Source organism: Kribbella amoyensis, assembly GCF_007828865.1.
Taxonomy (GTDB): Bacteria; Actinomycetota; Actinomycetes; order Propionibacteriales; family Kribbellaceae; genus Kribbella; species Kribbella amoyensis.
Window position 1 is genome coordinate 3,305,864 of the sequence record NZ_VIVK01000001.1, and the last position, 14,754, is coordinate 3,320,617.

The following is a 14,754-nucleotide window of genomic DNA, read 5'->3' on the forward strand; positions in this document are numbered from 1 at the left end:
GTAGGTTGCCGGGGGTGACGGACGCGAGTGTCGACGATCTCATCCGCGCCATCAACTCGCTGGTGGTCCAGGACACCGGCGGAGTTTCCCTGGCGAGCGGGCAGCAGCTGCCCGGCGTGACCAGGAGTGTCCGAGCCCGGGTCGATCGCCTGGCGGACAATCTCGACGTACCGGCCCGCCTCGCGCCGGCGCCGGGTGAGCCGGACAGCCGGCCCGCGATCCGGCAGGCCGTGACCGAGGTGGTCGCGAACTGCGCGTACACGCTCGCGCCTGAAGGCCCGCTGCCGTTGCCGGAGGACGGCGACCGGTACCGCTTCGCGGAGGCGACCAGCCGGGCGTACGCGGCGCTGGCGACCCCGCGACTGCTGCAGCAGTTGATGCCCGAGGCCGGTGACGCGCCGCTCGGCCAGTTCCCGGAGCCGGCTCTCGTCGGTGACACGGCGGCCGCGCGGACGGTTGCCCTCGGCATCAGCGGGCGCACCGGGCAGGGCGAGGACGCGATCCTGACGGAGATGGTCGCGGCCGGCCGTGGTGGCGCCGGGCCGGCTGCTGCCGAACTGCTGATGAGGTCGCGCCCGTCGTTCGCGCAGCTGTCGCCGGACGATCGACGTGAGGTCGTGGAAATGGTCGCAGCCGAGCTGGAGTGGCGGTTCTCCGCGGGGGACCGGGTCAGTCCCAGGGCGAGCGTGGTCGGGCAACGGCTGGACGCCACGGCGCGCGGTGCGGAGGCCGTCGACGAGGCCAACCACGCCGGGGACCGGGCGACCGCGTACCGGCACGAGCGCAGCATCAACGCCGAGGTGGTGGAACCACTGCGGATCGGGCTGCCGACCGAGCGGCCGGACTCCGTCCACGAGCTCTTGAACCGGGTCCAGGGAGCGGTCGGGGAGTTGACCGGGGCCCAGGGGTCGCTGTGGAACGGCCGGATCGAGTTCCTGCCCGGGGAGTACGAGGAGGCCGGGCGCGTCGGTCAGTCACCGCAGGGCACGCTCGTCCTCAGCGAGGAGCGGGTCGCGGTTCCCCTGACCAACCTGACCGTTGACGGACCCGATCGGCTCACCCCGGGTCAGGTGGTGGCCGCGCGGGAGGCGCTGAAGGAGGTCAGCGGGATGTTCGCGCGGTTCGCCGTACCGGAGGGGTACACCCGGGAGAACGAGGAGCTCGCCGTGGCCGCGGCGCCGCGGTTCGAGGCGCTCGCGTACGGGGTCGGCCAGGCATTCACCGAGGACAACCTGCACGCGATCGTGGACCGTACGGTGCCGCAGGAGCTGGCCGAGCGCCTGCAGGCGACCGGTGCGCCGCAGGCCGACACGGAGTGGGCGCCGGCCGCGCGGGGTCTCGCGTTCGCCGTCGACGTAAGCACTGGGCGGGACGCGGACCCGAGCGAGACGCTGCGCGCGTTGGCGGGACAGGGCCGGGCGGGTGCGGCGACCGTTGCCGCCGAGACGCTCGTCCTGCACTCCGAGATCCCGCGTGCCGAGCGAGCGGCCGTGATCCGGCAGGTGGCGGAGTCCGTGGATCGTGGGTTCGAGGCCTTGCCCGAGCGGGTCGCGAGCTGGAACGCCGACGGTGGTGGGCCGGGGACGACGTACGGCCGATCCCGCGAGTACGGCATGGCGCTCGGCCAGCAGGCGGCGGAGCAGGTGCGGCGGGCGGAGAACGAATCGGCGCCGGGCGGCCAGCAGCAGGACGCGACGGCGCAGCGGCAGGACGCGACGGCGCGGTTCGCCGCGGATCCGGCGGTGAAGCCGCTGACCGGGGTCCAGCCGCCGGCGGCCAAGGCGGAGGACGCCGCGAGGTCCGGCCGTCCGGGCACGCCGGCTGAGCAACAGAAGCCCACCGGCCTCGACCGCTGAGGCCCTGGCGCTGGGCCGGCCGCTGAGCGTCAGCCTGGGCTCGACCTGGGCTCGACCTGAGCCTGGGGCCGGCCGCTGAGTATCAGCCCGGACCGACCGCGAAGATCTTGGTCAGGCGGGCGGCCAGGGCCAGGTCGCCGCGGACCGAGAGCCGTTGTTTGAGCACCGCGGTGACCGGGTCCTCGTTGCCGGTGACGATCTTCAGCAGCGTCGCCGGATCGGTGCGGACGGAGATCTGGGCCGGCTCGGTCCGGTCGGCGAGCACGCTGCAGCGGCCGTCGCGGACCCGGATCCGGTACTCGTCGACGCCGTTCTCACCTCCGCCCGCCCCCGTGATCAGCCAGGCGACGACAGCGTCGAACCCGGCGGCACGGGCGGGGCGGAGGTAATCCGGCATCCGGCGAAAGATCTCGCGCAACGCGACCTCTCGCACTCCCCCGATGAGTCGATGCCGGAGCTCTCGTTCCGAGGTGTGGTCCACCAGCCGGGCCAGTTCGGCCAGGTCGAGGGCGGCGAGATCCCCGGATTCGAGCCAGGCGGCACTGCCTCGCTCGGTCATCGGCGACCTCCCGGCGCAGTTCCTACCAGACCGTAGGAATTTCCTACGATCTGGTAGGTTTGTCAAGTGGTGGACCCCGAAGAACCTCGCCGCCGGGCCGCACACCTCGGACCGGAACGCCGCCGTCCGCTGATCCTGGACGCCGCCCTCGAGGTGTTCGTCGAGCGCGGGTACGCCGGCACGACGATGCAGGCGGTCGCCGACGCGGCCGGTGTCACCAAGCCCGTCGTCTACGCCTCCTTCGCCAACCGCGACGAACTCCTGCTCGCCCTGCTGGCCCGCGAGGAGCAGCACCTGGTCATCTCGATCGTCGCCGCGCTGCCGGCCGATCCGAGTGTCGGCAGCCCGCAGGAGCACGTGCTGGAGGGGCTGACCGCGTTCCTGGAGGCGGTGCAGAAGACGCCGCGGTCCTGGCAGATCGTCTTCGGCGCCCAGTACGGCGCGGCGCCGGTGGTGGCCGATCGCGTCCGGGGGGCCCGCGCGTTCTTGGTCGAGGCGTTGCGGCTGACCCTGGTGAAATCGATGCCGCATGCCACCGATCCGGACGCGAACCTGCCGGTGCTGGCCGAGTTGCTGGCCTCGATGACCGAGAGCTGCGCCCGGATGCTCGTCGTCGAGGGCAGCACCCGGACCCCGGCCGAGCTGGCCCGGACCGTCTCCCAGGTCGTCGGCGGCGGCTTCGGCGCGGTCTAGGTCCGGGAGCGGACAGTTCGCTCGCTTACTGTCCGGTCACTTGGACGAACGGTCACGATCGATGCTCACAGGGCGGACCGGGGAGCGGGAGACCGTGTGCGTCGATAGGGTGGGCGAACGTGACCGAGACCGGTAGTCAGGCGAACGTCCGCACCCGTACCCGAGCGCGCTTCGAGGTGCCCGAGGAGCTGCGCGCCGATGTGCGCCTGCTCGGCGAGATTCTCGGCCGCGTGCTGGTCGAGTACGCCGGTCAGCCGCTGCTCGACGACGTCGAGAAGCTGCGCGAGCTCACCATCGCCGGGGACGGCGAGGCGGCCGAGCAGCTGGTGGCCTCCTGGCCGCACGAGCGGGCCGAGGACGTCGCCCGCGCGTTCACCTGCTACTTCCACCTCACCAACCTGAGCGAGGAACTGCACCGCGCCCGCGTCCTGCGGGCCCGCGACCGGGCCGGGGACGCGCCGGCGGTGTCGGAGCTGGCCCAGGCCGTCGAAAAGATCTCCGTGGAGGCCGGAGAGCAGCAGGCCCGGGCGCTGCTGACCGGGTTGGAGTTCCGCCCGGTCCTCACCGCGCACCCGACCGAGGCCCGGCGCCGTGCCGTGCTCGCGACGATCCGGCGGATCTCGGCGCTGCTGGAGGAGCGCGGCGACCCGCGCACCGGCGACACCGAGCTGGCCGAGAACCAGCGCCGCCTGGTCGAGCAGGTGGACATCCTCTGGCGAACGTCGCAGCTGCGGACCAGCCGGCCGTCGCCGCTGGACGAGGTGCGCTCCGCGATGGCGGTGTTCGAGGAGACCCTGTTCGATGTCGTCGGCAACGTCTACCGCCGGCTCGACGACGCGCTGGCCGGCGACGCCGCCGGGACCAGGCCGCCCGCGGTCGCGCCGTTCGTCCGGCTCGGTTCCTGGATCGGCGGCGACCGCGACGGCAACCCGAACGTCACCGCCGCGATCACCCGTGAGGCGATGCAGATCCAGGCCGACCACGTCCTGCGGGCCCTGGAGCGGGCGACCGACCAGCTCGGCCGGTCGCTCACCCTGGACGCGGCCACCACGCCGCCGTCGGCCCCGGTCCGTCGGCTGCTGGAGGACGCCCGCGCGGTCAACCCGGAGCTGATCGCGGACATCGAGACCCGGTCGCCGTCCGAGCCGCACCGCCAGCTCCTGCTGCTCGCGGCCCGCCGGCTGGCCGCCACCCGGTCCCGTGACGCCGACTTCGGGTACCCGCGTTCCGCCGACTTCCTGCACGAGCTCAAGGTGCTGCAGGACTCGCTGGTCACCGCGGGCGCGCCCCGGCAGGCGTACGGCGAGCTCCAGCAGTTGATCTGGCAGGTGACCTCGTTCGGGTTCCACCTGGCCGAACTGGAGGTCCGGCAGCACTCGTCCGTGCACGCGAAGGCGCTGGAGGAGGTCCTCGGCGGCGGCGAGCTGTCCGAGCAGACCGAGGAGGTACTGGCCACGCTGCGGGTGATCGCCCAGATCCAGCAGCGGTTCGGCCCCGAGGCCTGCCGTCGGTACATCGTCTCCTTCACCCGGAACGCGGGCGACCTTGCCGCGGTGTACGAGCTGGCCGACGCGGCCCTGGACGGGCGGCCGATCGAGCTCGACGTGGTGCCGCTGTTCGAGACCGGCGAGGACCTGCAGAACTCGGTCGAGGTGCTCGACAACGCGCTCCAGCTGACCCGGGTCCGGCACCGGCTGACCGCGAACGACCGGCGCTTCGAGGTGATGCTCGGGTACTCCGACTCGGCCAAGGACGTCGGTCCGGTGTCGGCGACGCTGGCCCTGTACGACGCGCAGGCGCGGATCACCGCGTGGGCGCGGCGGAACGCGATCCGGCTGACCCTGTTCCACGGTCGGGGCGGCGCGCTCGGCCGGGGTGGCGGTCCCGCGAACCGCGCGGTCCTGGCGCAGGCGCCGGGGTCGGTCGCGGGGCGCTTCAAGCTCACCGAGCAAGGTGAGGCGATCCCGGCCCGGTACGGCAACTCCGCGATCGCGCAGCGGCACATCGAGCAGGTGACGTCGGCGACGTTGCTGGCCTCGACGCCCGCGATCGAGGAGCGCGCCGCGGCCGCCGCCGAGCGGTTCGCCGTGGTCGAGAAGACGCTGGACGAGGCCGCCCGGACGACGTACCACCGGCTGGTGAAGGCCGACGGGTTCGCGGAGTGGTTCGGCCGGGTGACGCCGCTGGAGGAGCTCGGCCAGTTGCCGCTCGGATCCCGGCCGGCCCGCCGGGGGGTCGCGGTGTCGTCGCTGGAGGACCTGCGGGCGATCCCGTGGGTGTTCGCGTGGTCGCAGGCCCGGGTGAACGCGCCTGGCTGGTACGGCCTCGGCTCCGCGCTCGCCGCCGTGGACGACGTGGCCGTCCTGCGGGACGCGAACGAGAACTGGCCGCTGTTCCAGGTGATGCTGGAGAACGCGGAGATGTCGCTGGCCAAGACCGACCGGCGGATCCTCGGCCGGTACCTCGAGCTGGGTGACCGGCCGGACCTGACCCAGCTGATGCTGGACGAGCACGAGCTGACCACCGAGTGGGTGCTCAAGGTGCTCGGCAGCGACCGGCTGCTCAGCGGACGCCGGGTGCTCGGCCGCGCGGTCGAGCTGCGGAACCCGTACGTCGACGCGCTGAGCTACCTGCAGTTGCGGGCGCTGCGCACGTTGCGGACGGACGACTCACTGACCGACGAGCAGATCGAGCGCACCCGCCGGCTGCTGCTGCTCACCGTCTCCGGGGTCGCCGCCGGCCTGCAGAACACGGGCTGATGTTCGGCGACCTGGAGCGGTCCCCGCTGGACGCGAAGTTCCTGCGCGGACGGCTGGTGAAACCTGGTGCGCTGTGGACGCGCATCGACGTACTGCCCGAGACGGCGTCCACCAACGCGGTCGTGGCCGACGCCGCGCGCGACGGCGTGCCTGAGGGGCTCGTGGTGCTCACGGAGTACCAGTCGTCGGGTCGTGGCCGTCTCGGCCGGACGTGGACCACGCCGCCTCGGTCCGCGGTGCTCATGTCGGCGTTGCTGCGGCCCGCTGACATCCCGGCGGCCAGGTGGCCGTGGCTGGGTCTGCTGGTCCCATTGGCGGTGGCGTCCGCGGTCCGCCGGGTCGCCGAGATCCCCGCGCAGGTGAAGTGGCCCAACGACGTGCTCGTCGGGGACCGCAAGCTTGCCGGGATCCTGCTGGAGCGCGTGGACGGGCCCGCGGCCGTGGTCGGGATCGGGCTGAACGTGACCCTGCGGGAGGACGAGCGCCCACATCCGGCGGCCACCTCGCTGGCGTTGGAGGGCGCCCTCACCACCGACCGGCACACGGTGGTCTCCGCGATCCTCCGGGAGCTGGCCACCCGGTACCAGGACTGGGTCGCGGCCGCGGGGGATCCGGCGGTGATCCTGCCGGACTATTCGGAGCTCTCGGCAACCATCGGGCAGGCGGTCCGGGTGGAGTTGCCGGACGGCACGTTCCTCGAAGGGACGGCGACCGGGTTGGACACCGACGGCCGGCTCGTCGTCGACACTCCGAGTGGCCGTCGTCCGCTGGCCGCCGGGGACGTGACCCACCTGCGCGCCCAGCACTCCTGACCGATCAGGGGACCCGCCGCAACCACTCGTCGGTGCCGAACCGCTCGACGACCCGCTTCTGCGCCAGCTCGACGGTGGCGTCGTCGATCGTGCCGGGGGCCAGGCCGTACCGGTCGCCGAACGACCCCACCATCCGGTCGATCACCTCGGCTCTCGGCAGGCCGGTCTGGCTGCGCAGCGGGTCGACCCGCTTGTTGGCGCTGGTCGTGCCCTTGTCGGACAGCTTCTCCCGGCCGATCCGCAGGACCTGGACCATCTTCTCCGCGTCCATGTCGTACGCCATCGTCACGTGGTGCAGCACGGCCCCACCGGCCAGCCGCTTCTGGGCCGCGCCGGCGATCTTCCCGGCGGGCGAGGTGATGTCGTTGATCGGCTGGTACGTCGCCGCGATGCCGAGGTCGTTGAGGGCCCCGATCACCCAGTCGTCCAGGAACGCGTACGACTCGACGAAGGACAGCCCGGAGACCAGCGACTCAGGGACGTAGAGCGAGTACGTGATGGTGTTGCCCGGTTCGACGAACATCGCGCCGCCACCGCTGATCCGGCGGACCACGGTGACGTCGTGCTCGGCGGCACCGGCCAGGTCGACCTCGTTGCGCAGGGACTGGAAGCTGCCGATGATCACCGCGTTCGACGCCCACTCCCAGACCCGCAGAGTCGGCGGACGCTCACCTGATCCGACCTGCTCGGTCAGCACCTCGTCCAACGCCATCTGCAGCGCCGGTTCGCGGGGTACGTCGTGGACGAACTGCCAGGCGTGGTCGTGCCAGCCCGTCGCGCCGGTGAGGGCACGACGGACCGCGACGGCGACCGCCTCGGGGGAGAAGCCGAGCATCTCGACCCCGTCGCCCAGGGCGGCCCGGACCTTCGCGGCGACCTGGGCGACCGGCATCACGGTCTGCAGCCCGGTCAGCGCGGCGTCGATCCGCTCCAGCGCGGTGTCGGGCTCGAGGAGGAAGTCACCGCTGATCCGGGCCGTACGGATCCGGTCGCCGGCCACCTCGAGGTCGGCCACGACCAGCTTCCCGCCGGGCACCTTGTACTCACCATGCACATCTTCGGCAACCAAACCCCCGGCGCGGATGTTCCCTCAGTGGGTGAACAACTTGGCCGCGGTGACCAGGGTCTGGATCACGCCGTAGCCGAGCAGGACGGCCACCAGCAGCCAGGACAGGACCAGGCGAGGGGTCTGGTTCATTGCGCCGCCTCCTTCGTCGGGGTGGTGGACTTCTCGTGGAACCGCGCCGCGACCGGCCGGATCAGCAGGTTGGCGACGAACCCGACCGCGAGCACACCGACCATGGTGAACAACGCCGGCCGGTACGCCTCGGCCGTCAGCGTGCCCGGTTTGCCCTCCCGGTCCAGGAAGCCGTTGATGATCAGCGGACCGGTGATCCCCGCCGCCGACCACGCGGTCAGCAATCGGCCGTGGATCGCGCCGACCTGGTACGTGCCGAACAGGTCCCGCAGGTACGCCGGGACGGTGGCGAACTCGCCGCCGTAGAAGGACAGGATCACCGCCGCGAGCAGGACGAAGACGGCCGTGCTGGTGTGGCCGACGGTGGCGAGCAGCGCGTAGCAGACGATGCCGACGCCGAGGTACAACGCGTAGATCGGTTTGCGGCCGATGGCGTCCGACGTGGTGGACCAGCCGAACCGCCCGGCCATGTTGAAGATCGACAGCAGTCCGACGAAGCCGGCCGCCGCCGCGACCGCGACCGTGGACCTGCCGTCGGCACCGCGGAAGAAGTCCTGGATCATCGGGCTGGCCTGTTCGAGGATGCCGATCCCGGCCGTGACGTTGCAGAGCAGCACGATCCACAGGCACCAGAACTGCGGTGTCTTGATCGCGTTCGCGGCCGACACACTGGCCGTGGTGACGAGCGCCTTCTGCTTGACCGTCGAGGGGTCGAACCCGGCCGGGGTCCAGCCGTCGGCGGGGACCCGGATCGTGAACACCCCGAACATCATGATCACGAAGTAGCCGATGCCGAGGGTGAGGAACAACGCGACCAGGGCACCGCCGCCGGCGACCGAGGCGGCGTTGTTCGGGTCGTAGCCCGCGTCGTACACCCCGAGCAGCTGGCGGGACAGCGGACTGGCGACCAGGGCGCCGCCGCCGAAGCCCATGATCGCGAGTCCGGTGGCCAGGCCCGGCCGGTCCGGGAACCACTTGATCAACGTGGACACCGGCGAGATGTACCCGATGCCGAGACCGATGCCGCCGATCACGCCGTACCCGAGGTAGACGAGCCAGAGCTGGCCGGTGCCGATGCCGAGGGCACCGACCAGGAATCCGGTCGACCAGAAGCAGGCGGAGACGAACATCGCCTTGCGCGGACCGTTGCGTTCCACCCAGGTCCCGCCGATCGCGGCGGACAGCCCGAGCATCACGATCGCGATGCTGAACACGACGCCGATCGCGGTCTGGCCGGCGTCGAAGTGTTTCACCAGCGACGTCTTGTAGACCGAGGTGGCATAGGCCTGACCGATACAGAGGTGGACGGCCAGGGCGGCCGGCGGGATCAGCCAGCGGCTGTATCCCGGGGGCGCGACGGTGTGCTCCCGGTCGAGGACCGACAAGATGCCCATCGAGGCTCCTTCAGTGATCGACCCCCCAGGTGGTGGACGACTGACCGTCTCGCGCATCTAGGTTGTGTCTGGTAATCCCCCACCTACGGCGCGGGATTACCAGACACGACCTAGGCGGACAGTATCCACTTTGTGAAGGATTCAATCGCTTCGGTGCCGCTCGTCGTGTCGCCAGGCGGCATTTCGCCCCCGGAACTGTGAGACTGGGGCCATGGCGATCTCGGCGAAGTTGTTGGGCGAGGACGAGTACATCGTCGTCAGTACCCGGACGCACTGGAAGGCGCTGATCTTCCCGGTCTTCCTGCTGCTCGTGGTGGCCGGCGCGGGCGGGTTCCTGGCCGCGATCGTGCCGCCGGGCAGCATGCAGACACCGGCCCGGCTGGCGATCCTCGCGGTCGGCGTGGTGCTGCTGGCCGCGTTCGCCGCCAAGCGGGTGCTGAACTGGTTCTTCTCCACGTACACGCTGACCAATCGCCGGCTGATCACCCGGCACGGCATCCTGACCCGGACCGGCCGGGACATCCCGCTGATGCGGATCAACGACGTCTCGTACGAGCACGGCCTGGTGGACCGGATGCTCGGCTGCGGCACCCTGCAGATCGAGTCGGCCGGTGAGCGTGGCCAGGTGGTCCTGCCGGACGTGCCGCACGTCGAGCACATGCACCTGCAGATGTCCGACCTGCTCTTCGGCGGCCCGGACGGCAAGCCGGGCGACGGCATCCTCGACGACGAAGCCCCACCGGAAACCCTCCGCCGGCGCCCCCAGCCCCAAGACCAGGACAGCGAAACCCTCTTCAACTCCGACGAAAACGACCGCCGCTGAGCAACCCCACCACCACGTCGGCCAACGACTCGCCTTCATCACCCACCGGCCCTCCGCCTTCCGGAGCGGTCAGCGCTGATCTTGCGGTCGTCAGCGCTTCGGCGCGGGCGTCGATCTCGTCCGGAACGAACAGCGGCGCACCCAGCCGCCGGCGCTCGCGGTCGGCGATCCGCAGCAGCCTGAGCGCCTCCTCGGGGTTGTCCGCGGCCTCCAGCCCGGCCCAGGCTTCGACCATGTCCAGCTCGCCCTCCTCGAGCTGCAGTTCCTGGTAGAGCTTCAAGCTGCGCAGGTAGTACTCCCGCGCCTTCTCGACCCGCCCCTGCCGAGCAGCGATCACGCCGAGGTTGCCAACGGCGGCCGCCTCACCCCGCCGATCCTCACAGCCGCTGAACAGCTCCAGCGCCTCCGAGAACCCCGCGGCTGCTTCGTCCAGCCGGCCCAGGCAGCGCAGTACCGTCGCCGTGTTGTTAGCCGCGATCGCGAGCCCCCGCTCGGCTCCGACCAGCTCCGCCTCCTGCCGCGAGTGCTCGGCGTACTCCAGCGCCGCGTCGAGGTCGCGCTGCCCGGTCGCGGTCATGCAGAGGTTGTTCCAGACCATCGCCAGTCCGCGCCGATCGCCCAGCTCCTGCTGCACGGCCAGGGCTTCGAGGCCGAGCTTCCGCGCGGTCTCCAGGTCACCGCTGTTGCGGGCGAGCGCGGCCGCCGCGCGCAGAGCCTCGCCGCGGACCGCCCGTGCACCCGGCTCGGCAACGGCCAGGGCACGCTGCAACCACTGGCTGCCTTCGTTCATCTGGCCGGTCGTCCACCAGAACCACCAGGACCGCGTCGCGATCGCCAGGGCCTGTTCCGCCTGGCCGTCCAGGGCCCAGTCCATCGCCGCTCGCAGGTTGCCCAGCTCACTGGTGAGCCGGGCCAACCAGAAAGCGTGGTCGTCACCGCCGAACTGCGGCGCCGTCTCCACCCACTGCTGCCACCACTTCCCGTGCAACTCGGCGACCGAGTCAGCGTCACCCGCGGCGGCGAGCCGCTCCACGGCGTACTCGTGGATCGTCTCCAGCATCCGGTACCGCGTGACCGGGCCGTCCAGGTCGGGTACGAGAAGCGAGCGGTGCACCAGTCGCGACACGAGGTCCAGTACGGGCGGAGCGTCGTCCAGGCCGGTCCCGATGTACTCCGCGGCCTCCAGCGGGAACCCGTCGACGAAGACGGCGAGCCGCGCGAACAGGGCTCGCTCCGGCTTGTCCAGCAGGTCGTGGCTCCACTCCAGCGTCGACCGCAGCGCGCGGTGTCGTCGGGGGAGTGAGCGGTTGTCGGCGGTGAGCAGGTCCAGCGGGCGCTCGAGCCGCTGCTCCAACTCGGTCAGGTTCAGCATCCGCAACCGGGCCGCCGCGAGCTCGATCGCCAACGGCAGTCCGTCCAGCTGACGGCAGACAGCCACCGCGGACCGGTACGTGTCCGGCGTGATCCGGAACCCGGCCCGCGCCGTCGCGCCGCGCGCCGCGAGCAAGCGGATCGCCTCCGATCGCGTCGCCTCCTCGTACGACGCGTCCGCGCGTGGTAGTTCGAGGCCGCCTACCGGTACGACCGTCTCGCCGGTGACCGCGATCGGTTCGCGGCTGGTGACGAGGAGGCGGAGCGAGCCGCAGTGGTTGAGCAGGTAGTCGGCGAGTTCGGCCACGGCGTCGACGACGTGCTCGCAGTTGTCCAGGACGACCAGGGCACGCGCGTGCTGGAGATGGACGGCGATCGTGGTGGCCAGTGGTTCGCCGGGGAGTTCCCGGGCTCCGACGGCGGCTGCGAGGCGGCCAGTCACCGACGCCTCGTCCGAGGAACCCGCCAGCTCGATCAGGTGAATGCCGTCGGGGTAGTGCGCGGTACCGAGGTCGCGGGCGAGCTGCAGCGCGAGCCGGGTCTTGCCCGTACCGCCGGGGCCGGTCAACGTGAGCAGGCGGCAAGTGCCGAGCAGTTCCTCGATCCGGTCGAGCTCGCGCCGGCGTCCGACGAACCGGCTCGCGGGGACGGGCAACGCCGCAGGTCCCGGGGCGTCCAAGGTGGGGTCGTTGCGCCGGATGCCTTCGGCCAGCGCTCGGAGTCGGTCGGAGGGCTCGGTGCCGAGCTCGTCCCTGCAGGCGGTCTCGAAGCGCACGTAGATGCCGTTGGCATCGGCGGTCCGGCCGGACTGGTGCAAAGCCAGCATGAGCTGACCAGAAAGGCGCTCCCGCAACGGATGAGCCGCAACAAGCGCAGTCAATTCGGAAACCAAAGCCCGATGCCGCCCCAAAGCCAACTCGGCCTCAACCCGCCGCTCAAGAGCCTCCAGGCGCAACTCCCCCAACCGCTCCCGCGCCCCAACCACCGAAGCAGCCTCCCCAGCCCCACCCAGAACCTCCCCCCGCCACAACCCCAACCCTTCCCCCAACCGCGCCACAACCTCCCCGGGTTCCTGTCCGGCGGATGTGGTGAGACGGATGAACTCGGTGGCGTCCAATTCGCCTTCTTTGACGTGGAGGACGTAGCCGGCGGGGGTTCTTTGGAGGCGGTTGCCGAGGATTTTGCGGAGGCCGGAGAGGTGGACTTGCAGGGTGGCTGTGCCGGTGGCTGGTGGGTCTGTGCCCCAGAGTTCGTCGATCAGGCGCTCGGCCGGGATCGGGCGGTTGTCGGCCAGCAACAACAGCGCCAGCAGAGTCCGTTGTTTCGGGCTGCCGGGCGACAGCGGTTCCCCGTCATCGGCCAGCACCTCCAACGGACCCAGGATGCCGAACCGCATCACCGGTCTCCTTAAGCGTTTCTTAGCTCCACCCCACGAAGCTGTGACGGTCGATCGCGACCAGACTGCCCTGGGGGGACAGCGTGTTCAGGATCAGTGGACGGAATCGTAGCGGCGCCCGGGTCGCCGTGGCGTGGCTCGCCGCGGCCACTTTGCTGGCGACCGGCTGTACGGCGAAACCGGACGCGGGCAGTGCCGTCCAACCGGCCGCCAACACCTCACCCAGCGACCACCAGCCGACCCCTTCGGAAACCATCACCACCGCGGACCTGACCGCGGCCGGATTCCGCATCGTGCCCACCGAAACCACCGCGGTCGCCCCGAAACCAGGCGAGCTGCTGATCACCGAGGCACAAGCCGACCGCATGATCGCCGAACAGCGAGCAGGCGGCGGCTTGCTCGGTACCGAGGTCGACCGGCTGGCACCGATGCCGGCGGGTTCACCCCCACTCAGCTACCTCGTCGCAGCGTGGATCGCCCGCCAACCGACCGACGCCGCGAAGGTTGCGCACCGGCTGATGGGCGACCGTGGCTGGAAGCACGCCGGGCAGGTCGTGTTCCCGCTGGCCGTGCTGACGCTGTTCGTCACCGACTTCACCCGCCCCCTCACGGCCGCTCCGACGCCGACGACGACCCAACCGACCACGCCCGGCCCGGTCCGCAGTACCGGCCCGAGCAGAAGCGGCGTACGGCCGGCCGCGGTCGCGTTCGACCCGTGCACGGACATCACCAACTTCCTGGCCAACGCCCTCAAGACGGTGTTCGACGCGCTCAAGCTGAAACCGGCGAGCTCGGGCGGGTTCTGGACCGTCGTCTCCTGGCTCGCCGACGTCTGGAACTTCGCGCTCGGCCTGGCCCAGGGCATCGTCCAGGCGGTCGTCGACAAGCTGACCCGGCCGCTCTTCGACGCGCTCCGGTCGGCGATCGGCGCGCTGACCGTGGCGACGCTGGTGATCTCCTACTTCACCAAGCAGAGCTTGCGGGTGGCCCTGCAACCGGCCGGCCCGTACCGGTTCGCGGTCGGCGCCGAGCCGGACGTCACCGGCGAATTCGTGGCCGTCGGCGACAAGCTGACCGCGTCCTGGCCGGACGCCCTGGTCAAGTGCGCCCAGGTGGCCGGCAAGAAGCTGCCCGAGGTGGTCGCCGCCGGTTCACCCGCGACCTGGAAGGTGATCGCCAACGACGGCGTGATCACGCCCGGCCCGCTGGCCGGCCAGGTCGGCTCCGACCGCACGGCCCGGCTCCGGTTCGCCACCGGTCGCGAGACGGCCGAGGACGCTGCCGGTACGCCGGTCACGGGACGCGCGGTGGCTCGGATCGAGGTGGAGCGCAAGGAGATCCGGGATCTGCTCGGCGAGGTGAAGAACCAGGTCCGCGGGGTCCTCTCCTCGCTGCTGCCGGTGATCCCGCCCGCGATCCTGAACGGCATCTTCGACCCGCTGCTCAACGTCGTCGAGGCCGAGCTGGCCGCGCGGGCCGGCGGCATCTTCGCGGTCGCGGGGAGCGGCAGCGTCACCGTGCTCTTCCACAAGCCGGTGCCGAAGCCGACGCCCACGCCGACCCCGTCGAAGCCCGGCCGTGGTGACTTCTGCACGCAGTACCGGGCGATGGCGAAGTGGTCGTCCGACCACCAGGCGCAGCCCACTCCGGAGGCCTGGGCCGGCGAGCTGGTCCGGCGGCTCACCGCGATGCGCCCGCTGGCTCCTGCCGACAAGCTCGTGTGGGTCGACGCGCTGCTCCGGGTGTACCGGCTGGTGGCGACTGGCGCCGGCGCGGCCGCCATCGGCAACGAGGCCGCCGCCTCGAACTTCCCGGCCGCCGGGACCGGCCTCGCTCGCTTCTGCAAGGTCGACCCGGCCCTGCTCCAACCCCGCTGATCCACGAGGAGACCGA

11 protein-coding genes are annotated in these 14,754 nt (G+C 71.3%); 6 read left to right on the forward strand and 5 right to left on the reverse strand.

Features of this window, described 5'->3' with window-relative positions:
* Positions 1–14: 14 nt before the first annotated feature.
* On the forward strand, positions 15–1,856 hold the full coding sequence (locus tag FB561_RS15760) for a hypothetical protein (protein WP_145807381.1): 1,842 nt from the start codon (positions 15–17) through the stop codon (positions 1,854–1,856).
* Between the two features lie 82 nt (positions 1,857–1,938).
* On the opposite strand, the gene FB561_RS15765 is transcribed toward FB561_RS15760, so the two are convergent.
* Positions 1,939–2,415 carry an SCP2 sterol-binding domain-containing protein gene (locus FB561_RS15765; RefSeq protein ID WP_145807383.1) on the reverse strand — a complete coding sequence of 159 codons (477 nt, stop codon included), beginning with the start codon at positions 2,413–2,415 and terminating at the stop codon, positions 1,939–1,941.
* A gap of 66 nt (positions 2,416–2,481) precedes the next feature.
* Between FB561_RS15765 and FB561_RS15770 the strand changes: the two genes are divergently transcribed.
* The 3 genes from FB561_RS15770 (at position 2,482) to FB561_RS15780 (ending at position 6,679) form a co-directional block, all read left to right on the forward strand.
* Positions 2,482–3,108, forward strand: coding sequence for a TetR/AcrR family transcriptional regulator (locus tag FB561_RS15770; RefSeq protein ID WP_145807385.1), 627 nt, complete (start codon positions 2,482–2,484; stop codon positions 3,106–3,108).
* Positions 3,109–3,227: 119 nt separating this feature from the next.
* Positions 3,228–5,867: a phosphoenolpyruvate carboxylase gene (locus FB561_RS15775; RefSeq protein WP_145807387.1), complete on the forward strand. Its 2,640-nt coding sequence runs from the start codon at positions 3,228–3,230 to the stop codon at positions 5,865–5,867.
* Positions 5,867–6,679 (forward strand): biotin--[acetyl-CoA-carboxylase] ligase, encoded by an 813-nt coding sequence (locus FB561_RS15780; RefSeq protein ID WP_145807389.1) that lies wholly within the window; start codon positions 5,867–5,869, stop codon positions 6,677–6,679. The genes FB561_RS15775 and FB561_RS15780 overlap by 1 nt, the downstream gene beginning before the upstream one ends.
* Before the next feature lie 4 nt (positions 6,680–6,683).
* Here the strand turns inward: FB561_RS15780 and FB561_RS15785 are convergent, their stop codons facing one another.
* The 3 genes from FB561_RS15785 to FB561_RS15790 are packed head-to-tail and all read right to left on the reverse strand — an operon-like array spanning position 6,684 to position 9,271.
* A complete protein-coding gene (locus FB561_RS15785) occupies positions 6,684–7,715 on the reverse strand; it encodes a lipoate-protein ligase LplAB (RefSeq protein ID WP_337692313.1) in 1,032 nt (343 codons plus the stop codon).
* Positions 7,716–7,769: 54 nt separating this feature from the next.
* Positions 7,770–7,877 carry an MFS transporter small subunit gene (locus tag FB561_RS39220; protein WP_420371344.1) on the reverse strand — a complete coding sequence of 36 codons (108 nt, stop codon included), beginning with the start codon at positions 7,875–7,877 and terminating at the stop codon, positions 7,770–7,772.
* Complete coding sequence (locus tag FB561_RS15790; protein WP_202880628.1) at positions 7,874–9,271, reverse strand: OFA family MFS transporter; 1,398 nt, start codon at positions 9,269–9,271, stop codon at positions 7,874–7,876. Before FB561_RS15790 ends, FB561_RS39220 begins: the two co-directional genes overlap by 4 nt.
* Before the next feature lie 211 nt (positions 9,272–9,482).
* Here FB561_RS15790 and FB561_RS15795 point away from each other — a divergent pair, with 211 nt between their 5' ends.
* Positions 9,483–10,094 carry a PH domain-containing protein gene (locus tag FB561_RS15795; protein WP_145807392.1) on the forward strand — a complete coding sequence of 204 codons (612 nt, stop codon included), beginning with the start codon at positions 9,483–9,485 and terminating at the stop codon, positions 10,092–10,094.
* On the opposite strand, the gene FB561_RS15800 is transcribed toward FB561_RS15795, so the two are convergent.
* Positions 10,066–12,861, reverse strand: a complete 2,796-nt coding sequence (locus FB561_RS15800; RefSeq protein WP_145807394.1) for an AfsR/SARP family transcriptional regulator — start codon at positions 12,859–12,861, stop codon at positions 10,066–10,068. The genes FB561_RS15795 and FB561_RS15800 overlap by 29 nt on opposite strands.
* 83 nt (positions 12,862–12,944) lie before the next feature.
* On the opposite strand from FB561_RS15800, the gene FB561_RS15805 reads away from it, so the two are divergent.
* Positions 12,945–14,738 (forward strand): hypothetical protein, encoded by a 1,794-nt coding sequence (locus tag FB561_RS15805; RefSeq protein ID WP_145807396.1) that lies wholly within the window; start codon positions 12,945–12,947, stop codon positions 14,736–14,738.
* Positions 14,739–14,754 lie beyond the last annotated feature (16 nt).